The 20828-nt window shown below is 64.4% G+C and carries 16 protein-coding genes; 9 read left to right on the forward strand and 7 right to left on the reverse strand.

The annotated features are described in order from the left end of the window. From murJ to PGP17_RS02845, 6 genes are all read left to right on the forward strand, one after another. Nucleotides 1-1593 carry a murein biosynthesis integral membrane protein MurJ gene (murJ, locus tag PGP17_RS02820; RefSeq protein ID WP_270374169.1) on the forward strand — a complete coding sequence of 531 codons (1593 nt, stop codon included), beginning with the start codon at nucleotides 1-3 and terminating at the stop codon, nucleotides 1591-1593. 78 nt (nucleotides 1594-1671) lie between these two features. Next, nucleotides 1672-2709, forward strand: coding sequence for a tryptophan--tRNA ligase (trpS, locus tag PGP17_RS02825; protein WP_270374170.1), 1038 nt, complete (start codon nucleotides 1672-1674; stop codon nucleotides 2707-2709). Between the two features lie 113 nt (nucleotides 2710-2822). Then, a complete protein-coding gene (locus tag PGP17_RS02830; protein ID WP_270374171.1) occupies nucleotides 2823-3425 on the forward strand; it encodes a copper chaperone PCu(A)C in 603 nt (200 codons plus the stop codon). Nucleotides 3426-3569: 144 nt separating this feature from the next. Further along, nucleotides 3570-4829 (forward strand): DNA (cytosine-5-)-methyltransferase, encoded by a 1260-nt coding sequence (dcm, locus tag PGP17_RS02835; RefSeq protein ID WP_270374172.1) that lies wholly within the window; start codon nucleotides 3570-3572, stop codon nucleotides 4827-4829. Then, on the forward strand, nucleotides 4822-5268 hold the full coding sequence (locus PGP17_RS02840; RefSeq protein WP_270374173.1) for a very short patch repair endonuclease: 447 nt from the start codon (nucleotides 4822-4824) through the stop codon (nucleotides 5266-5268). Before dcm ends, PGP17_RS02840 begins: the two co-directional genes overlap by 8 nt. Before the next feature lie 4 nt (nucleotides 5269-5272). Then, nucleotides 5273-6481, forward strand: a complete 1209-nt coding sequence (locus PGP17_RS02845; protein ID WP_270374174.1) for a type II restriction endonuclease — start codon at nucleotides 5273-5275, stop codon at nucleotides 6479-6481. Here the strand turns inward: PGP17_RS02845 and lepA are convergent. After that, nucleotides 6478-8286: a translation elongation factor 4 gene (lepA, locus tag PGP17_RS02850; RefSeq protein ID WP_270374175.1), complete on the reverse strand. Its 1809-nt coding sequence runs from the start codon at nucleotides 8284-8286 to the stop codon at nucleotides 6478-6480. The two genes, PGP17_RS02845 and lepA, sit on opposite strands and share 4 nt — an antisense overlap. 81 nt (nucleotides 8287-8367) lie before the next feature. Continuing rightward, the gene (locus tag PGP17_RS02855; RefSeq protein WP_270374176.1) at nucleotides 8368-10239 is read right to left on the reverse strand and encodes a monovalent cation:proton antiporter-2 (CPA2) family protein; all 1872 of its coding nucleotides are present in this window, start codon (nucleotides 10237-10239) and stop codon (nucleotides 8368-8370) included. Nucleotides 10240-10431: 192 nt separating this feature from the next. Between PGP17_RS02855 and PGP17_RS02860 the strand changes: the two genes are divergently transcribed. Next, a complete protein-coding gene (locus tag PGP17_RS02860; RefSeq protein ID WP_270374177.1) occupies nucleotides 10432-11046 on the forward strand; it encodes a DUF1134 domain-containing protein in 615 nt (204 codons plus the stop codon). On the opposite strand, the gene PGP17_RS02865 is transcribed toward PGP17_RS02860, so the two are convergent. From PGP17_RS02865 to acs, 5 genes are all read right to left on the reverse strand, one after another. Then, the gene (locus PGP17_RS02865) at nucleotides 11043-12383 is read right to left on the reverse strand and encodes an MFS transporter (RefSeq protein WP_270374178.1); all 1341 of its coding nucleotides are present in this window, start codon (nucleotides 12381-12383) and stop codon (nucleotides 11043-11045) included. The genes PGP17_RS02860 and PGP17_RS02865 overlap by 4 nt on opposite strands. Before the next feature lie 33 nt (nucleotides 12384-12416). Beyond that, on the reverse strand, nucleotides 12417-14813 hold the full coding sequence (gene pheT, locus PGP17_RS02870; RefSeq protein WP_270374179.1) for a phenylalanine--tRNA ligase subunit beta: 2397 nt from the start codon (nucleotides 14811-14813) through the stop codon (nucleotides 12417-12419). A 28-nt stretch (nucleotides 14814-14841) separates the two neighbouring features. Further along, nucleotides 14842-15483, reverse strand: a complete 642-nt coding sequence (locus PGP17_RS02875; protein ID WP_270374180.1) for a hypothetical protein — start codon at nucleotides 15481-15483, stop codon at nucleotides 14842-14844. Further along, nucleotides 15483-16586, reverse strand: coding sequence for a phenylalanine--tRNA ligase subunit alpha (gene pheS / locus PGP17_RS02880; RefSeq protein ID WP_270374181.1), 1104 nt, complete (start codon nucleotides 16584-16586; stop codon nucleotides 15483-15485). The genes PGP17_RS02875 and pheS overlap by 1 nt, the downstream gene beginning before the upstream one ends. A gap of 740 nt (nucleotides 16587-17326) precedes the next feature. Next, entirely contained in the window at nucleotides 17327-19273 is a 1947-nt protein-coding gene (gene acs / locus PGP17_RS02885) for an acetate--CoA ligase (RefSeq protein WP_270374182.1), read from the reverse strand. A 155-nt stretch (nucleotides 19274-19428) separates the two neighbouring features. On the opposite strand from acs, the gene PGP17_RS02890 reads away from it, so the two are divergent. Further along, on the forward strand, nucleotides 19429-20172 hold the full coding sequence (locus PGP17_RS02890) for a creatininase family protein (RefSeq protein WP_270374183.1): 744 nt from the start codon (nucleotides 19429-19431) through the stop codon (nucleotides 20170-20172). Nucleotides 20173-20272: 100 nt separating this feature from the next. Further along, nucleotides 20273-20812 (forward strand): hypothetical protein, encoded by a 540-nt coding sequence (locus tag PGP17_RS02895; protein ID WP_270374184.1) that lies wholly within the window; start codon nucleotides 20273-20275, stop codon nucleotides 20810-20812. Nucleotides 20813-20828 lie beyond the last annotated feature (16 nt).

A 20828-nucleotide genomic window follows, 5' to 3' on the forward strand; every position in this document is an offset into this window, starting at 1 on the left:
ATGCGGCTTTTGCGCAATCTGGGCGTGGTGTCCGGTCTCACCCTCGCCTCGCGCCTTCTGGGCATGGTGCGCGAGATCTTCATGGCCGCGCGGCTCGGGGCAGGGCCTGTGGCCGACACCTTCTTTCAGGCGCTGACCATCCCGAACACCTTCCGGCGCGTGCTCGCCGAAGGGGCGTTCAATTCCGCCTTCGTGCCGCTCTACGCGCGCGAGCTTGAGGGTGAGGTTCCCAGCGAAGCCGACCGGTTCGCCTCGCAGGCCCTCTCCGTCCTGTTCACGGTCACCCTCATCCTCGTCATCGGCTTCCAGCTTGCCGCGCCGTGGCTGGCCTACATCTTCTTCCCCGGGCAGATTGGGGACCCGGACGGGCTGGCTTTTGCCGCGTTGCTGCTTCAGATCACCATGCCCTACCTGCTGACCATGTCGGTCACGGCGCTGGTCGGCGGCGCGCTCAATACCCATGGCCGGTTTGCCGCAGCGGCCGGCGCACCGCTCCTGTTCAACCTGGTCCTTATCGTCATTCTCGCGCTCGATTTTACCGAGGGGCGCAGGCTGGCGATCTGGCTGTCGGTCGGCGTCACCGCATCCGGCGTCCTGCAGGCCGGCCTGCTCTGGGTCGTCGCACGCACGGCCGGGCTCACGATTACCCTGCGCATGCCCAAGCTGACCCCGCAGGTCCGCCGGCTGATCCGCATCGGCATTCCCGGTGCATTTGCGGCCGGGGCGACGCAGATCAACGTCCTCGTGACGTCCTCGATCGCGACGCTGGAGGAAGGCGCCCGCTCCTACCTCAACTATGCAGAGCGTCTCTACCAGCTGCCGCTGGGGGTGATCGGTATCGCGATGGGGGTGGCGCTTCTGCCCAACCTTGCCCGGCGGGTGAGATCCGGCGACGAGTCCGGCGGCCTGTTCGCGATGAACCGGGCGCTGGAGCTGTCGCTCGCCCTGACGCTTCCTGCCACGGTCGCCTTCCTGATCGTGCCCGGATTTCTCGTGGCGGGCCTGTACGAATGGGACGCGTTCACGCGCGCGGACACCAATGCCACGGCGCTCGCGCTGATGGCCTATGCTGCGGGGCTGCCCGCCTTCGTGCTGATCAAGGTGCTCTCGCCGGGCTTCTTCGCGCGCGAGGACACGAAGACACCCATGCGGTTTGCGCTCGCCTCGGTGGCGCTCAACTTCGTGCTGGCGATCGCGCTCTTCTTTGGCGGGATGGGCTTTGTCGGGCTGGCCATCGCATCCAGCCTCGCAGGCTGGCTCAATACCGCGCTTCTTGCGCTGACGCTGCGCCGGCGCAAGCTCTTCCATATCGATGCCCGGCTGAAGGCGCGCCTGCCCCGCCTGCTCGGCGCGTCGCTGATCATGGGCCTTGCCGTCTGGACCCTGGCGACGACCCGCGATCTCTGGGCTACATCGGTCATTCAGCTGCTGGGCGCCGATCTGGGCAAGCTCGCCATACTCTTCATCGTGATTGCGGCGGGCGGTGTCGCCTATGCGGGCGCGTGCCTGCTCACCCGGGCGCTGCGCGTGTCGGAGATCAGGGAGGCGTTGCGCCCGCGCGCCGTGCCGGCCGATACCTCGCCGGAGCTGTAAGGCAGTGCGCGCTTGAGAGGCGCGTCCGGGAGGGCTATCACGCAGTCCGAGCCTTCCTCCAGACAAGAGCCAGTTTTCATGAGCGACGCGCCCCAGACCTATTCCGGTCCCGACCGTATCCTGTCCGGCATGCAGCCCACCGGCGGCCTGCATCTCGGCAATTATCTCGGGGCGCTGAAAAACTGGGTGCCGATGCAGGACACGGGCGCAGAATGCTTTTTCTGCGCCGTCGACATGCACGCCATGACGGTCGAGTACGATCCCGCCGCGCTGCCCGACCGGGTGCGCGGGGTTGCCGCTGCCTATGTCGCGGCCGGGGTCGATCCGGAGCGCAGCGCGATCTTCGCCCAGTCCGCCGTGCCCGAGCATGCGGAGTTGAACTGGATCCTCCAGTGCGTGGCCCGCATGGGCTGGATGGAGCGCATGACCCAGTTCAAGGACAAGGCGGGCAAGGATTCCGAGCGCGCGAGCGTCGGCCTGTTCACCTATCCGGTGCTGATGGCGGCCGACATCCTGGTCTACAAGGCCACGCACGTTCCGGTCGGCGACGACCAGAAGCAGCATCTGGAGCTGTCGCGCGATATCGCCGCGCGCTTCAACCGCGACTTCGGTGGCGGGGAGATCGTCTTTCCGCTGCCCGAACCGGTCATCCTGCCCACCGGGGCGCGCGTGATGTCGCTGAAGGACGGCACGAAGAAGATGTCCAAGTCCGATCCGAGCGATAATGCGCGCATCAATCTTCACGACGATGCCGACACGATCGCCAAGAAGATCAAGAAGGCCAAGACCGATCCCGAGCCCCTGCCCGAAACCGCGCAGGGTCTGGAGACCCGCCCGGAGGCGAAGAATCTGATCGGGCTCTATGCCGCGCTGACCGGGACCAGCGTCGAGGCTGTGCTGGCCGAGTTCGGCGGCAAAGGCTTTGGCGCGTTCAAGCCGAAGCTGGCCGAGGCGGCGGTGAGCTATATCGCGCCGATCAGCGAGGAATATGCGCGCCTGATCGGCGACAAGGCCGAGATCGACGCCATCCTGAAACGCGGTGCCGAGCGGGCGCGCGAGGCGGCCGTGCCGGTCGTGGCCGAGATCCGCGACCGGGTCGGCTACTGGCGCCCCTGAGCGTCCCGCGACGCTATGTCCGCGCCTGGCGCGCGGGGCAGGCCTCGCATTCGGTCCGGTCCGGGGCTAAACCGGGATCGCGACATCAATCCAATTTTAGCGGAGCTCTGCCCATGCGCGCCCTTCTCGCTGCTGCCTCCATCCTGGCTCTCCTGACGGCCTGCTCGCCCGAGGACCCCGCGAGCGGGGAGGCCCGGCCCGACGCGTCCGGCGCCGCGTCCGGGGATCATGACGCCATGGATCAGGCGGCCATGGATCATGAGGGGGCGGGCGACGCCGCCGTCATGGGCGCGTCCGCAGCCGCCGACCTCCTGACCGGCCCCCAATCGGTGACGGTCGAGGCAGACGGCCAGAGCGCCATGTTTGCCGGCACCTGGATTCGCACGCCGCCGCAGGGCCGCGACGTCGCGGCCGGCTATCTGGTCGTGCGCACGCAGAACCCGGACGCGATCGTTGAGGTCACCTCCCCCGATGCCGAGCGGGTCGAGCTTCACACGATGACGATGGACGATAATGTGATGCGCATGCGCCGCATCGACCGGCTCGAGACCGGTCCCGAGCCCGTCCGGCTCGCGCCCGGCAGCGATCACCTGATGATTTTCGGCCTGTCCGAAAGCGCCCGCACCAACGCCGCCGCCCGCCTGACACTCACCTTCGAAAGCGGCCTCGTCGCGGAGGAACTCGTCTTCCCGATCGAAGACGCGATGCCGGAGTAGGGTGCCCAATCCGGCTGGGGGACACGTCTGAGGTCGGGTTCGCCGCGCGAGCTTGAAAAAGAGAACAAAAAGGGTACTTTTGCCCTGGACCTCTGAGTCGGTTCATGTCAGTTTGAGAAAAATTGACCCAGAGATTCGGACGCCATGAACCAGACAGAGTTTTCCCGCCTTCGTGAAGTTTTAGGTATGCCGGTCCAAGAGGTTGCGAAGCTCCTCCGTGTCTCGTCGGCGACCGCATATCGCTATGAGAGCGGCGAATCAGAGCCCTGCTTTGCAGAAATCGAAATGCTCGGGCGCTTCGCTGAAGTGGCGCGCCGTCAGAGAGGACGGGAGCCGAAGTCCGAACCCAAGTTCCGCTTCATCGATCTCTTTGCGGGTATCGGTGGTTTGCGCCTTGGCTTCGAATCCATAGGTGGCGAATGCGTGTTCACCAGCGAGTGGGACAAGTTCTCTCAGCAGACATACAAGGCGAACTTCAAGGACGACGTGTTCGCACACAAATCCGCTGGTGATATTCGCCCGTATGCCGCTGACCCGGAGAGCATCCCCGCTCACGACGTCCTTCTGGCCGGCTTTCCCTGTCAGCCATTCTCACTTGCCGGCGTATCAAAGAAAAACGCTCTAGGGCGCCCGCACGGCTTCAAGTGTGAGGACCAAGGGAACCTCTTCTTCGAGATTGAGCGAATCCTTGCCCATCATCGCCCGGCGGCTTTCGTGCTGGAGAACGTGAAGAATCTGGAGCGCCACGATAAGGGCCAGACATTCGCAGTCATCCAGGACCGGCTGGAAAACGTTTTGGGATACAAGATCAAGTCCAAGATCATATCCTCCCGTCCGTGGGTGCCTCAGAAGCGGGAGCGGATATTCATCGTTGGCTTCAGGGAGGATGTGGGCTTCAGCTACGAGGGCTTCGAGAAGCAGCTTCCACCGGAATCAGAGTGGCCGACACTGGGCGACATTCTTCAGTCCCACAACGAGGTCGATCCGAAATATACGCTGACAGAACATCTATGGGGCTATCTTCAAGCCTACAAAGCGAAGCACACGAAGAATGGCAACGGGTTTGGATACAGCCTGTTCGGCCCGCACGACGTAGCGAGGACGCTGTCAGCGCGGTATCACAAGGACGGATCTGAAATTCTGATCGAAACCCCGACGGGCCGTCCGCGACGCCTGACGCCCATCGAATGCGCGCGGCTGATGGGATTCGATACGCCGGAACGCCCTTGGCAGATACCTGTGTCGGATACCCAAGCCTACCGTCAGTTCGGTAATTCTGTTGTTGTTCCTGTGGTGGAGGCCGTTGCGCGTCACATGGCTCCCTATCTCTTCAAGGCGCTGGGCATTGAACGATCTGGAAGCGCTGAAATGAAAGAGCCGCTTGTGGTCGGAGTGAATGGCTGACGTTGTTTCGAAGGAAAAGCGCAGCGAGATGATGGCGGGTATTCGAGGCAAGAATACCAAGCCGGAAATGATCGTACGCAGAGGGCTGCACGGGCTCGGGTACAGGTTTCGGCTACACCGACGGGATCTGCCGGGAAATCCGGATATCGTGCTTCCGAAGTACAATGCCGCCATTTTTGTGCAAGGCTGCTTCTGGCACGGACATGACTGTCATCTATTCAGGTGGCCAAAATCGCGGGAAAATTTTTGGCGGGATAAAATCGAAGCAAATTCCGTACGGGATGCGGCGGCCTTCGTCGCCTTAAGCCGCGAGGGCTGGCGTGTCGCGCAAATTTGGGAATGCGCGACAAAAGGCAAAGAAAAACTGCCTCATACTGTATTGTTAGATAGGGTCTCCGAGTGGCTTCATTCGAATCAACAAACCGCCGAGTTTCCCTAATTTAATGACAAAACTTTCCAGTTATTTCGTGAACGTCGTCGCGAAGGCACTTCGCGCGGTGGAGGCCGATCCGGCCCGATCGAACCAGCATGAATTTAATGGCACCAATGCGCTGAAGGAAGCTCTGGGCAACGAGCGCTTCGAGCAGAAGACCGTCAGGTTTATATGGCTAGGCTCCGAAGAAGATGCTTTTGACTGCGAAGCCTTTGTGACTTGGTACGATGCAAGAGAGCGGCACCCAACCCGCAGCGAATGGCGGCTTTATTTTGAATCCAACCCGGTGATGGAGTTGGCGCTTGAGGGCGCTCTTCTCCTGATCGCGTGCATGCCAAACGGAGAGCTTGTTTTCATCTTGGCTGAAGATGAAACGGTTCAACAACAGCTTCTCTGGTTGTTCGATCTACATGCACAAGACATCGAAGGCTTTTCTGGCCACGAGATAGGTGGCGAGCGCGACAAAGACCTTGGGTTTGCGGAGCAATGGGTCCTTGATGTATTGGGTTTCGATAGTGTCGAAGACGATGACCTCGGCATTATTCTCGAACGATTTGGGAGCGTATTTCCGAGAACCTCTGAGTTCTCAGCTTTTGTACGTGAACTGGAGGCTCCCTACGTATGGGAGGAAGAGTCGGCAGACGACGCGCTTATGCGCTACCTAAATCGCGAAGAGACCCTCTTCCGCACTTTGGAGCGCCACCTGATTGATGAGCGGTTGCGATCAGGGTTCGTGACCTCGGAAGAGGTTGATGTTGAAGCATTTATATCATTTTCATTAAGCGTTCAGAACCGACGGAAGTCTCGGGCCGGTCACGCTCTGGAAAACCACTTGGCAGAAATCTTCCGAACATCCGGCATCCAATTTTCTCATGGGGCCAAGACCGAAGGAAATAAGAAGCCGGATTTTTTATTCCCAACAGCAGAAAATTACCACGACCCGGAGTTTCCGGTTGAACGCTTGACGCTTCTCGGCGCGAAATCGAGCTGCAAAGACCGTTGGCGTCAAGTGCTCTCTGAAGGCGCCCGAGTGCCTCAAAAGCATCTCGTTACCCTACAGCCGAGTATTTCGTCTAGCCAAACTGACGAGATGAGAACATCTGGTCTTCAGCTAGTACTCCCCCGAGGGCTTCATCAGACATATTCAGCAGACCAACGGCCTTGGTTGATGGCCGTTGAAGAATTCATTGCGCTAGCGAGGGCAAGAGAAGCCTCCTAGTCCTGATCCATCTTGAGCGCCGCGATGAAGGCCTCCTGGGGGATCTCCACCTTGCCGAACTGGCGCATCTTCTTCTTGCCGGCTTTCTGCTTGTCGAGAAGCTTGCGCTTGCGGGTGGCGTCGCCGCCATAGCATTTCGCGGTCACGTCCTTGCGCATGGCCGAGAGCGTCTCGCGCGCGATCACGCGGCCCCCGATGGCGGCCTGGATCGGAATCTTGAACATGTGGCGCGGGATGAGATCCTTCAGTCGTTCGCACATGCCCCGGCCCCGCATCTCCGCGCGGCTGCGGTGGACAATCATGGAGAGGGCGTCGACCGGCTCGTCATTGACCAGAATGCTCATCTTCACCAGGTCGCCGACGCGGTGATCGATGAACTGGTAGTCGAAGCTGGCATAGCCCTTGGTGACCGATTTCAGCCGGTCGTAGAAGTCGAACACGACCTCGTTGAGCGGCAGCTCGTAGACCAGCATGGCGCGCGTGCCGGCATAGGTCAGCTCGCGCTGGATGCCGCGCCGGTCCTCGCACAGCTTCAGCACGCCGCCCAGATACTCGTCGGGCACCAGGATGGTGGCCTTGATCCAGGGCTCGGCAATGCTCTCGATCTTGACCGGATCGGGCATGTCGGCGGGATTGTGCAGGTCCACCTCGCTGCCATCCATCATCTGCATCTTGTAGATGACCGAGGGCGCGGTGGTGATCAGGTCGACATCGTATTCGCGTTCGAGCCGCTCGCGGATGACTTCCAGGTGAAGCAGCCCCAGGAAGCCGCAGCGGAAGCCGAAGCCGAGCGCGGCGCTGGTCTCCATCTCGAAGCTGAAGCTGGCATCGTTCAGGGCGAGGCGCTCGACTGCATCGCGGAGGTCTTCGAAGTCCGCCGCGTCAACCGGGAAAAGGCCGCAGAACACGACCGGAATGGCGGGCTTGAAGCCGGGCAGCATGGAGTCGGTCGGGCGGCGCTCTTCGGTGATCGTGTCACCCACGCGCGCGTCGCGCACCTGCTTGATCGAGGCGTTCAGGAAGCCGATCTCGCCGGGCCCCAGCGTGTCGGTTTCGGTCTTGGCGGGCGTGAACACGCCGACACCGTCCACGTTGTAGCTCGCGCTGGCGCCCATCAGGCGCACGCGCTGGCCCTTCCTCAGCGTCCCTTCGATGATGCGCACGAGGCAGATGACGCCGAGATAGGGGTCGTACCAGGAGTCCACCAGCAACGCCTTGAGCGGGGCGTCCGGATCGCCGGAGACGGGCGGGGGCAGCCGGGTCACGATAGCTTCGAGCACGTCCTCGATGCCGAACCCGGTCTTGGCCGAAATCTCGATCGCGTCATGGGCCTCGATGCCGATCACGTCCTCGATCTGCTCCTTCACCCGGTCCGGCTCGGCGGCGGGAAGGTCGATCTTGTTCAGGACAGGCACGATTTCCAGATTGACGTCGATCGCCTGATAGACGTTCGCCAGCGTCTGGGCTTCGACGCCCTGGGCGGCATCCACGACGAGCAGCGCGCCCTCGCAGGCATAGAGCGAGCGACTGACCTCGTAGGCGAAATCGACATGGCCCGGAGTGTCGATGAGGTTCAGCGCATAGGTCTCGCCATCCTTGGCGGTGTAGCTCAGGCGCACGGTCTGCGCCTTGATCGTGATGCCGCGCTCGCGCTCGAGGTCCATATTGTCGAGCACTTGTTCCTTCATCTCGCGCTCGGTCAGCCCGCCCGTGACCTGGATCAGGCGGTCGGCCAGGGTCGACTTGCCGTGGTCAATGTGCGCGACGATGGAGAAGTTGCGGATGTATTTGGGATCGATGCTCATGGTCGGGCATATAACGATCCTGACGTGCCGCGCAAAGTGGCTTGTGAAGCGCGAGAAGCCAGCCGTGTCCGCGGGCGCAGTCTAGCGGTGCCCTTTGTCCGCCCGGTCAGCGCGGATGGAATCCATGTGCACGCGCAACTCGCCCTCCCACGCGCCCATGATTTCCTGCACGCGGGCGACATAGGCGCCGTTCTCGTGAGACGGCGTGTCCGGGTCGTACACCTCGGCCATGTGCAGCATGGCGCGCCGGTCCATCTCGTCGAAGGCCCGCGCCATCGACCGCGCATGGTCCGGGCCGATCCCCAGCGCCTCGTAGGCGGAGCGCCCCATGCGGATGGAGCTGTCATAGGTCTCGCGAATGATGTCGCGGCACCCGGCATTGTAGAGATCGAAGACGTGATCGCGGTCGAGCGCGCGCGCCATGACATGCACCCCGGGATAGGTCTGCACGACATAGCGGACCAACTGCGTGATCTGCGCCCGCCCGTCGATGGCCACGATCAGCAGCTTGGCCCGCTCGATCCCGGCGGCGGTCAGCAGGTCGGGCCGGGTGGCGTCGCCGAAATAGGCCTTGATGCCGAAGCTGCGCAGCACGTCGAGCTGTTTGGAGCTGTAGTCGACGACCGTGGCCTTGTAACCCGCCGCGCTGAGCATCCGGTCGATAATGCCGCCCATGCGTCCCCGCCCGGCGATGATGATGTCGTTGTCTTCCTCGATGTGGTCCTGTTCCCGCGCCTGAACCTTGGAAAAGCGTGGCGCGATCAGGCGGTCGTGGACGATGAAGAGCAACGGGGTGAGCAGCATGGAGATCGCGACAATGGCCGCAAGCTGGTCGCCGATCGCACCCGGGAAGATCTGGTTGGAACTTGCAAAGGACAGCAGGACAAAGCCGAATTCGCCCGCCTGTGCGAGGCCGAGCGCCATCAGCCAGCGGTCCGACCCTGTGACCTTGAACACGAAGCTGAGGGCCAGAAGGATGGCCGCCTTCAAGGCGATCAGGCCCAGCGCGGACCCGATCAGGATCGCGAATTGATCGGAGACCAGGGCAAAATCGATCCCGGCCCCGACCGTCATGAAGAACAGGCCCAGCAGCAGGCCACGGAACGGATCGATGTCGGACTCCAGCTCGTGACGATATTCGCTGTTGGCCAGCACGACGCCGGCGATGAACGTGCCGAGCGCGGGCGACAGCCCGACGAGCGACATCAAAAGGGCGATTCCGACCACGATGACGAGCGCGGCCGCGATGAAGAGCTCGCGCAGGCGTGGCCGGGCGATGAAGCGGAAAAGCGGCCGGGTCAGCCAGCGCCCGATCAGGATCACCGCGCCGACGGCGGCGATGGTGACGAGGGCGGCCTGCCAGCCGCTGAGATGGTTGACCAGGCTCAGTCCCGACCCGTGGTCGGCGCCCGACCCTGAGTCCGGGCCCGGAACCAGGCCGGGGACGGCCAGGAGGGGCATCAGCGCCAGCATCGGGATCACGGCGATGTCCTGGAAGAGCAGAACCGAGAAACTCGACTGGCCGCCCTCGCTCCGCATCAGCCCGCGCTCGTTCAAGGTCTGCAGAACGATCGCCGTCGAGGAGAGGGAGAGCACCAGTCCGGCGGCCAGCGCGATTGTCCAGGGCTGCCCGAAGGCCATCACGATAGCGGTTACCGCCGCGGTCGTGAGGACCACCTGCAACCCGCCGAGGCCGAGCAGCCGGTCGCGCAGCCGCCAGAGCCGGCGCGGTTCGAGTTCCAGCCCGACCAGGAAAAGCATCATCACGACGCCAAACTCTGCAAAATGCTGGATCGAGACGACGTCGACATGCAGGAGGCCGAGCAGCGGCGAGATCGCGATCCCTGCCAGCAGGTAGCCCAGGACGGAGCCCAGACCGAACCGAGCCGCAAGGGGAACGGCGACCACACCCGCGAGCAGGAAGGTGAAGGCCAGCATCAAGAAGTCGGTCATGCCTTCACGTCCTCGCGCCCGGTCACAAGACCCGGTCAGTGTTGTCAGTTTTTCGCGGCGCCGCAATCATCGCCGCGGGGATCGAACAGCCATGACACCGCGTTCTGCTCCGGTCTCGACAGCTCGCCCCGACACTGCCGCATTCGCGCATCAGTGTTTCCGGGACGATAGAAACAGGGAGTACGCAAAGCCATGGCTGGTTTTGTTAAAAGCATGACGATCGCCCTCGCTCTGGGCCTGCCGCTCACCTCCGCCGCGTGTGCCTCTCAGCAGGAACGCGATCCCGGCTACGGTCAGCCGAGCGAGTACCAGGCCGAGATCGACACCTATTCGCGCGACGAGATTGTCGAGGCGACCGCGGACTTCTTCGGCGTCACGGCCGAAGCCGCAGCCAGTGCGCTTGAGCGTGTCTTCGTCGATCTCGGGCGTCCGGTCGGCTACATCGCCGGCGAGGAAGTGTCGGGCGCGATCGGTGTCGGCCTTCGCTACGGGGAGGGCTATCTGACCCTGAAGTCGGATGGCGAGCCCCAGAAGGTTTACTGGACGGGCCCGTCGGTCGGTTTCGATGCCGGCGGCAATGCCAGCCGGGTCTTCACCCTCGTCTACGATTTGCGTGATGTGGACCGGCTGTACCAGCGCTTCCCCGGAGTGGACGGTTCGGCCTATTTCGTGGCCGGGCTCGGCGTGAATTACCAGCGCGCCGATGACATCACGCTGGCTCCGATCCGCTCCGGCGTCGGCTTCCGGCTCGGTGCGAATGTGGGCTATCTCGCCTATTCGCGCGAGCGTAACTGGGTGCCGTTCTAGCCTGAGACCGGCTTCAGGCGCAGCGACAGCAGGGCGGCAAGCAGGGCGCTGCCGCCCAGCACCCAGACAATGGCCTCGCCAAAGATCTGATAGATCAGCCCTGTCGCTGCCCCTGCTGCCAGCAGGAGGACCCCGATCGTGGTGTTGGAGACGGCGGTATAGGCCGCGCGCGTGTCCGTCGTACCCAGATCCACGATATAGGTCGACCGGCCCTGGCGCACGCCCTGGTGCGCGATGGAGAGAATGAAGACGGCCGCGATGTAGAGTTCGGCCCGGTCCGCCCAGGCCAGATTGAAGGCGAGCGGACCCAGGACGATGATCGCGGCCAGCGCGGCCACGAGACCGCTGGCGATCATCACCCACCGGCTGGAGCGGTCGGCCAGCCGGCCCCAGACGGCTCCGCCCAGCGCGCTTGCGGCTGCGCTGGCAAAGAGAAATCCGCCGAGACCTGCGAGATCTGCCCCGGTCCGTGACTGGGTGATCGACACGTAGAACGGCGTCGCCAGCGCGGTTGCGAGAAAGGCGGTGCGGGCAATGACGAAGCGGCGAAACGGCGCGTCTGTCTTCAGGATCGACATTTGCCGGATTGCTTCGACCAGGCCATTGCGTCCGCCTTCAGTCGCGCCCGGACTCTCGGAAATCAACGCGTAGGCGCCTGCGGCCAGGGCCCAGAGGAGCGCCGCGACCCCCAGAATTGCCGCAAAGAAAAGCGGGCCGGGCTCTTCCGTATTCACCGCGATCAGCGCGATGCCGAGCAGACCCGCCGCGACACCCGAGAGGCTGGATGCATAACCGGAAACCGCGCCGCGCCGCGTCTTCGAGACGGTCTTGCCCAGCACATCCTTGTGCGTGACCGAGCAGATCGAACGCGAGATCGCGAACAGCGCCAGCAGGGCAAGGATCAGGACGCCGGCCCTGACGCCCTCGGCGCTCACGGCGACAAGCGCCATACCGGCCAGGCACAAGGCCTGGCCCAGTGAGCCTGCAGTCCAGAACAGCTTTCTGACCGGACGCTCGCGAATCCACCGCGCAATGAAGAGTTGCGGCAGCAGCGCAAGCGATTCCCGGATCGGCGCCAGAAAGCCGACGAAGACGGATGGCACGCCCAGCACCGAAAAGAGCCAGGCCAGCATGATCTTGGGATCCATCAGCCGGTCGCCGGACTTGGTCAGCGAAAGGGCCAGGGACGCCATGACGAAATTGCGCGGCTGGTGCCGGCATTCGCTCTCGGGAATGTCCTTGCACACACGCGCGTCTTCATCCTCGTAGAGGAGGTTGTAGACAGGTTCTGCGGCCCGGTCGGCGGCCCGGTCGGTGGGATGGGAGGGCTGGCTCATCGACGCACTCTCGTCCTGATTGCCGCGGCGGCGCTACCCGCGCAGGCGGGCGCCGACCTTCTCGCCTGCCTTGACGATCTTGTCCGCGACAGCGTCGATTTCCTTGTCGGTCAAGGTCTTCTCGCCGGGTTGAAGTGCGACCTCCACGGCGAGCGAAACCTCGCCTTCCGGCACGCCCTTGCCGTCATAACGGTCGAACAGCACGACGTCGCTGATGAGCGCCTTGTCGGCGCCCTTCAGCGCACGCAACAGATCGGCTGCGGGCGTGTCCTGGCTGAGCAGGAAGGCGAAGTCGCGCCGGACCGGCATCAGACCGGAGGCGGCAAAGGGGGCACGCGCCTTGAGTGCTTTCTTCTTCGGGGACGGAATGGCGCCGAGGAAGACTTCGAACGCCAGGACCCGGCCGTCGATATCGAGCGCTTTCAGGACCTTGGGATGGATCTCGCCGAACTCGGCCAGGATGTTCTTCGGCCCCAGGCGCAGCACGCCGGACCGGCCGGGATGCCACCAGTCGCGGGCCTCGGGGGCCGCCTGCAGATTCTCCACCGGCGCCCCGGCCGCTTCGAGCGCGGCAAGCGCGTCGGCCTTGGCGTCGAACACGTCCGGCAATGCGCCTCCGCGCCAGTCCCGCAAGGCGATGACGCGCCTTGCCCCGGCCGCGACCGTCTGCTGACCGGACGGCGTGTCGTCGAGATAGATCGGTCCGGCCTCGAAATAGCGCGGGTCCTCGATGCCCCGGTCCGCGCTTTTTTGAAGCGAGGTCAGGAGATGGACGAGCGCGCTCGGACGCATCACGTCGAGCTCTGAACTGATAGGATTTTCAAGGGTCAGCCCCTCGCCCGCCCCGCCGAACAGACCGGCCTGGCTGTGATGGCAGAAGGACCAGGTGATGGCTTCCTGGTAGCCGCGCAGCGCGATCGCCCGGCGGGCATGGCGCACGCGGGTCTGCAGCTCGGTCGCCGGGGCTTCGAAGCGCTCGCCCTCCGGACGGCGGAAGGAGACGGTGGGAAGCGTGTCGTAGCCGGCAATGCGGGCGACTTCCTCGATCAGGTCGGCGGCCTGGGAGCAGTCGCGCCGCCAGCTCGGCGGGGTCACCTGCCAGGGCGTATTGGCCCGGGTTACCGTGAAGCCGAGTCGATCGAGAATGTCTTCGATTTCAGATGCTTCCAGCTCGATTCCGAGCAGGCGTTTGACCCGCGCCGGGTCGAATTCGATCGCGTCGGGGCTGGCCGGAATCTCGCCGGCGAGCACGATGTCGGACGGCTCGCCGCCGCATAGTTGCATGACCAGGCGGGTGGCCAGCTCCAGCCCGTCGACCACGAAGCCGGGATCGACACCGCGCTCGAACCGGTATTTGGCATCGGACTCGATGCCGGTTTCGCGTGCTGTCACTCGGGTTATGGCCGGATCGAACCAGGCGCTCTCGATGAAGACGTCGGTGGTGTCGTTCGTGCAGCCGGAATGCTCGCCGCCCATGATGCCGCCGAGGCCGAGCGCGCGGGTCTCATCGCCAATGACACAATGGTTTTCGGCCGGGTCGTAGGTCTTGCCGTCGAGCGCCTCGAAGCGGTCGGCTTCGCCCTGACCGCGGCGGGCATGGATGGTCTGGCCGATCTTTGCGAGATCGTAGACATGGAGCGGGCGGGCCCGGTCGTAGCTGAGATAATTGGTTATATCGACCAGGGCGTTGATGGGGCGCAATCCGATGGCCAGAAGGCGGTTCTGCAGCCAGGCCGGGGAGGGTCCGTTCTTCACGCCGCGCACCACTCGGCCGGCAAAGACCGGGCAGGCTTCCGGCCAGTCGAGCTCAATGCCGACCGGGCTCTCGAACACGCCCTTGACCGGGTCGACCGTGGGGGTCGTCAGCGTGCCCAGACCGGCCGCGGCGAGGTCGCGCGCAATGCCGTGAACGCCAAGCCAGTCAGGGCGATTGGGGGTGACTTCAAAATCGATGACGGGGTCGTCCATGCCCAGCGCCTCGGCCGCCGGAGTGCCGACTTTCCAGTCGCCCTCAAGGTCGGCGATTCCGTCATGATCCTCGCCGGCGCCGAGCTCCTTGGTCGAGCAGAGCATGCCGTAGCTTTCGACCCCGCGGATCTTGCGCGGCTTCTTGTCGAGGGTGAAATCGAGGCCGGGAATATAGGCGCCGAGCGGTGCATAGATCGCTGTCATTCCGGCACGCGCATTGTGCGCGCCGCACACGATTTGTTGCGATCCGTCCACGGTCTCCACGGTGCAAACCCGTAATTTGTCGGCATCTGGATGCGGCACCGCGGCGGTGACGTGCGCGACCGTGAAATCGGACAGCGCAGCGGCCGGATTGTCGATCTCCTCGATCTCGAGTCCGGCCATCGTCATGGCGTCGGCGAGCGCGTCGAGCGGCAGATCGGTGTCGAGATGCTCTTTGAGCCAGGAAAGCGTGAATTTCATCGGTCGGGGTCCGCAAGCAGGTCGGGAATTACAGGTCGGTGGCGGGGACGGCGTCGCAGGCCGTCACTTCGGTCGGGGGCGCGGTGCTGGTGTCAGACGTCCAGCACTGGTCGAGGCTGGAGCAGTAGCACACCTCGACCGACCAGGCGTCCGACAGCATGCCGGTCCCGGTCGCGGTATCGAGGACCTCGCCATCCGGGGAGAAGTCCTCCGGCCGCGAGAAATGGAAGACGAAGGGCACGACCTCGTCGCCGGCGGCGAGAATGCGGCCCGCCCCCGTCTCGAACGAGAAGTCGGCTTCGCCGTCAATCCTGGACCGGAGGTCGGCCAGGTCGGGCACGATTTCGCCGCGATGACGCACGGTGATGCGCTCGATCAGGGCCGGGCCGACGCCGGCATTCTGGATGCGCAAACCGATGTCCAGATTGCCCCGGGCGGTATCGTAGAAGCCGTCGACCTGGAGGGCGGGCCAGACGCTGGCGCGCACTTCCTGACGCATGACGCGTCCCTGGTCCCAGCTCACATAGAGCGCCGCGACACCCACCACGATCGCGGTGATCGAGCCGATGGTCTCAAAGCGCAAGGAGCCGAACATGCCGTTGCGCGAGGTTTCGTCCCGCGCTTCGGGTGGCGAGGCGGGCTTTGTCTCAGCCGGGCTTTTCTCGTCCATCAGCTCAGCCCCGTCGCGAGATTGGCCTGCAGGAGCGGCGAGAAGCCGTAATGGGCGAGCCAGCGGCTATCCGGCTCGAAGAAGGGGCGCAGGTCCGGCATGCCGTATTTGAGCATGGCGAGACGGTCCACGCCCATGCCGAAGGCAAAGCCCTGATATTCGTCCGGGTCGAGGCCGCAGGACCTGATCACGTTGGGATGAACCATGCCGCAGCCGAGGATTTCCATCCATTTGTCGCCCGACCCGACCTTGACCGCATCGCCGACGCGCTCATAGCGCACGTCCATCTCCGCGGACGGCTCGGTGAAGGGGAAGTGGTGCGGGCGGAAGCGCGCCTCCACCGCATCGGTCTCGAAGAAGGCGGCGATGAAATCGATCAGGCAGCCTTTCAGGTGACCCATATGGGTCTCCTTGTCGATCACCAGCCCCTCGACCTGGTGGAACATCGGCGTGTGGGTCTGGTCCCAGTCGCAGCGATAGACCCGGCCCGGCGCGATGATGCGCAGCGGCGGTGTCTCGCTCATCATGGTGCGGATCTGGACCGGCGAGGTGTGGGTGCGCAGCACCTTGGGCGTCTCGCCCTCGCCCGCCTTCATGAAGAAGGTGTCGTGGGTATCGCGCGCCGGGTGATCGGGCGGAAAGTTCAGCGCCGTGAAATTATGAAAATCGTCCTCGACGTCGGGGCCTTCGGCGACCGCGAAGCCCATGTCGGCGAAGATCACCGCGAGCTCTTCCATCACCTGCGCGACCGGGTGGAGCGAGCCTTTGGCCTCGCGCGCGGCCGGCATGGAGATGTCCACGCGCTCGGTGGCGAGCGCGGCGTCGAGCGCGGCGTCCTCCAGTGCGGTCTTCCTGGCCTCGATGGCGGTGTTGAGCCGGTCCTTCAGCCCGTTCAGGGCAGGACCCATGACCTGGCGCTCTTCCGGGCTCATCTTGCCCAGCTCGCGCATTTTCAGGCTGACTTCGCCCTTCTTGCCCAGCGCGGAGACGCGGATGTCGTCAAGCGTCTTCAGATCGCTCGCCGCCTCGATGTCTTTGGCGATGCGCGCTTCGAGGGCGGCCAGGTCGGCCGGGGCCGTGTCGGAGGAAGATGGTGCGGTCATGGCGTGTCTTTCACAGGCAGGTCAGGCGATGACCGGTTCTTAGAGGACGCGGGCCAAGGAGTGAAGCGCCCGCGGCGGCTTTGTGAAGGTGAGGGGTGCCACGCAATCCCTGTGCTCGGTGTCATGGCCGTCATCCCACGCGGCACTTGCCCTCCGATGCTTCGAGGCTCGCTGCGCTCGCGCCTCAGCATGAGGGGGAGTGGGTTGGAAGGAAAGATGCAGTCTTGTTGAAGCTCAAGACCTCAATGTAACCCAATCCCCCTCATCCTAGGGTGCCCGGCTCTTTGCCGGGCCTCGAAGGGTCGGATGACGGGCGTTGGCGCTCTGGCCGGTCTGGATTCTAAGGTCTCGCTTTGCTCGCCCGGAATGACGAAGGTCTGATAGATTTCAAAATCTTACAAGCTTCGTCATCCCGGACTTGATCCGGGATCCAGAGCGCGTGGAGCGGTGTCATCCGATGACGTCGCCCTGTCCTCTCCTGGGTCCTGACTTTCGTCAGGAAAGAGGGTTTTTGGCTATCGGGGGAAGCGCGTCATCCGACCCTTCGAGGCTCGCTTCGCTCGCACCTCAGGGTGAGGGGGATGGGCGACATCGGGTGAATGTCTTTATCCAACCCTCTCCCTCATGCTGAGGTGCCCGGCTTGCCGGGCCTCGAAGCATCGGATGGCGGGCGCGCACCGTTACCACGAGGCCCCGGATCGCCTTTGGCGTCCGGGGGTTCAGCATCTTCGATGTCGTCCTCACCCCATCTCGCGGCGGGTTTCGATCAGGCTGTCGACGACGTCGGGATCGGCGAGGGTGGAGGTGTCGCCGAGCTTGTCGAATTCGCCCTCGGCGATCTTGCGCAGGATGCGGCGCATGATCTTGCCCGAGCGGGTCTTGGGCAGAGACGGGGTGAAGTGGATCACGTCGGGCGTGGCGATGGCGCCGATCTCGCTGCGCACCTGGGCCTTGAGCGCGGCTTCGGTCTCCTCGGTGGGGACCAGGCCGGAATTGAGCGTGACGTAGCAATAGATGCCCTGGCCCTTGACCTCGTGCGGGTAGCCGACCACGGCCGCTTCCGCGACGAGGTCATGGGCGACCAGCGCGCTTTCCACTTCCGCCGTGCCGAGCCGGTGGCCGGAAATGTTCAGCACGTCGTCGACCCGCCCGGTAATCCACCAGTAGCCGTCCGCGTCCCGGCGGGCGCCGTCGCCGGTGAAATAGGTGCCGGGATAGGTGGCAAAATAGGTCTCGTAGAAGCGCTGGTGGTCGCCGTAGACGGTGCGCATCTGACCCGGCCAGGAGCCGAGCAGGACCAGATTGCCTTCCTGTTCGCCCTCGTCGGGCAGGCGGTTGCCCTCATTGTCGACCAGGGCCGGCTGAATGCCGAACATGGGAAAGCTCGCGGCGCCGGGTTTGAGATCGTGCGCGCCGGGCAGGGCGGTGATGAGATGGCCGCCGGTCTCGGTCTGCCACCAGGTGTCCACGATGGGGCAGCGCCCCTCGCCGACCACCTCGTGATACCAGCGCCAGGCTTCGGGATTGATCGGTTCGCCCACACTGCCCAGCAGGCGCAGCGAGGAGCGGTCGTGCTTCTTCACCGGCTCGTCGCCCTCGCGCATCAGGGCGCGGATTGCGGTCGGGGCGGTGTAGAGCGTGGTCACGCGGTGCTTGGCGACGACCCGCCAGAAGCGGTCCGGGCCCGGCCAGGTCGGCACGCCCTCGAACATCAGCGAGGTCGCGCCGTTCGCGAGCGGGCCGTAGACGATATAGGTGTGCCCGGTGACCCAGCCGACATCGGCCGTGCACCAGAACACGTCCTCCTCGCGATGGTCGAACGTGTAGTCGTGCGTCATCGCGGCCCAGACCATGTAGCCGCCGGTCGTATGCAGCACGCCTTTCGGCTTCCCGGTCGAGCCCGAGGTGTAGAGGATGAAGAGCGGATCCTCGGCCTTCATCGGCTCGGCCTCGCAGCGCGCATCGACCTCGAGGGCGAGCTCGTGATGCCAGTGATCGCGCCCGGCAACGAAATCGACCTGCGCGCCGGTATGTTTCACGACCAGCACGCCGCGCACCTCGTGGTTCGCCCGTTCGATCGCCCGGTCGACATTGTCTTTAAGCGGGATGCCCTTGCCGCCGCGCACGCCCTGGTCGGCGGTGATAACGAAGTCGGAGCCGCAATCGTCGATCCGCCCGGCAATGGCATCCGGCGAGAAGCCGCCGAACACGACCGAATGGACCGCACCGATGCGCGCGCAGGCCAGCATCGCATAGACCGCTTCGGGGATCATCGGCATGTGGATCGTGACGCGGTCGCCCTTCTTCACGCCGATGAGCTTCAGCTCGTTGGCGAAGCGGCAGACATGGTTGAAGAGCTGACGATAGGTGATGGCGTGGTGATAGGCCGGATTGTCGCCCTCCCAGATCAGCGCGGTCTTGTTGCCGCGCGTTTCCAGATGCCGGTCGATGCAGTTCACGCAGGCATTGAGCACCCCGTCCTCGAACCAGCGAATGTGCAGATCGTCCTTGTCGAAGGAGACGTCGGAGATTTTCGCCGGCGCCGCGATCCAGTCGAGGCGTCTGGCCTCGTCGGCCCAGAAGCCCTGCGGGTCCTGGATCGAGCGCTCATACATCTGCCGGTAGGTGTCCGGCGTGATGCGGGCGTCGGAAAAGCTGTCGGGAATCTTCACGGTGTCGTTCGCCATGGCTGGGCTCTCCTGGCTCGGGTCGATCTTCATCCCTCAGCATGGGTCAGGACAGGGGGCGCGCACAAGCGCCGGGCCGCTGAAAAGCCATCTTGCGCGGCGCGCCCGGCTGGTGTCCTGTCCGCCTTTCACGCGCACGGCATGAAAGGCAGATCATGCAACTTCACCAAGCCTCCTGGCCCGAAGTCGAGGCCTATCTCAAACGCTCCAAAGGTATCGTGATCCCCATCGGCTCGACCGAGCAGCACGGGCCGAACGGCCTGCTGGGCACCGATGCGATCTGTCCTGAAGTGATCGCGAAAGAGGCCGGCGACGAGGCGGGCTTCCTGGTGGGGCCGACCTTCAATGTCGGGTCCGCCCAGCACCATTTGGCCTTTCCCGGCTCCATCACGCTGCGCCCGACCACGATGATCGCGGCGGTCAATGACTGGATCGATTCCCTGGTGCGTCACGGCTTTACCCGGATCTATTTCTTCAATGGCCATGGCGGCAATATCGCGCCGGTCAATGCCGCGTTTTCCGAAAGCTATTCGGCCTATTCGCTGGACGGCGAGGCCTGCCCCTACCAGCTGAAGCTGGAAAACTGGTTCACCCTGCCCGGCGTCCAGACTCTGGTGCGCGAGCTTTTCCCCGAAGGCGAGGGCGGCCATGCCACGGCCTCGGAAGTCTCGGTGACCTATTACGCCTATCCCGATGCGCAGAAACAGGTCGAGATGAGCCCGAAGATCGCCCCGACCGGGCCGATCCGCGATGCCGCCGATTACCGGCGCCGCTTCCCGGACGGCCGCATCGGCTCCGACCCCTCCCAGGCAACCCCGGAAAAGGGCGCAAAGCTGGTGGCGCAGGCCAAGCGGGCGATGATTGCCGACGTGAAGGCCTTTTTCGAAGGTCAGGCGTGACGTTTCCGCGACGCGGGGCGCTAGTGCTTGGCCCGGCGGTCCATCCTGTCGTAGAACCGGGCTGGACGTGTGCGGGCCACGAGATTCGGGAGTGAGTGCGATGAAGGCAGTTGGATATTGGGTGACCGGCGTGGCGGCTCTGGCGCTGACCGCGTGTGGCGGACAGGACGAGGCCACCCCGGCGGACACGCAGCCGGCCGGGGCGGGGACCGAGGCCGCAGGCGAGGCGGAGAGCCCGACGCAGGCCCTGGTCGGCAATCTCGCGCTGGACCACGCCGCCGAGGATGCCTGCCGCGGCGGGGATGACGCGGCGGTGCTGGCCGCATTGCCGGACGGCGCGGCCTTCTCCAGCCGCGGACCGGACGGCATGGTGGTCGTGGCCTGCAAGCTGGACGGCGACGGGTCGGTCTACCGCGTCGACAGCACGGCGCTGGAGGGCGACATGCGCAGCACGTTCGACCTGGCGGCCGCCGAGCACATGCGTTTCGGCCTGCGTCCGAACGACGATCGCGCGGGCACCGGGGTCTACCGCATGCGCGACGGGCGCTTCTGCGCCATCCAGACCGAGCGCGAGATCAGCGAGCGCGTCTGCGCGGCTGCCGAGCAGGCGGCCGGCAGCGAGCCCACTGCGAACAACTAGGCGCGCCGTTTCACCG

This window comes from Marinicauda sp. Alg238-R41 (assembly GCF_947331485.1).
GTDB classification, from domain to species: domain Bacteria; phylum Pseudomonadota; class Alphaproteobacteria; order Caulobacterales; family Maricaulaceae; genus Marinicauda; species Marinicauda pacifica.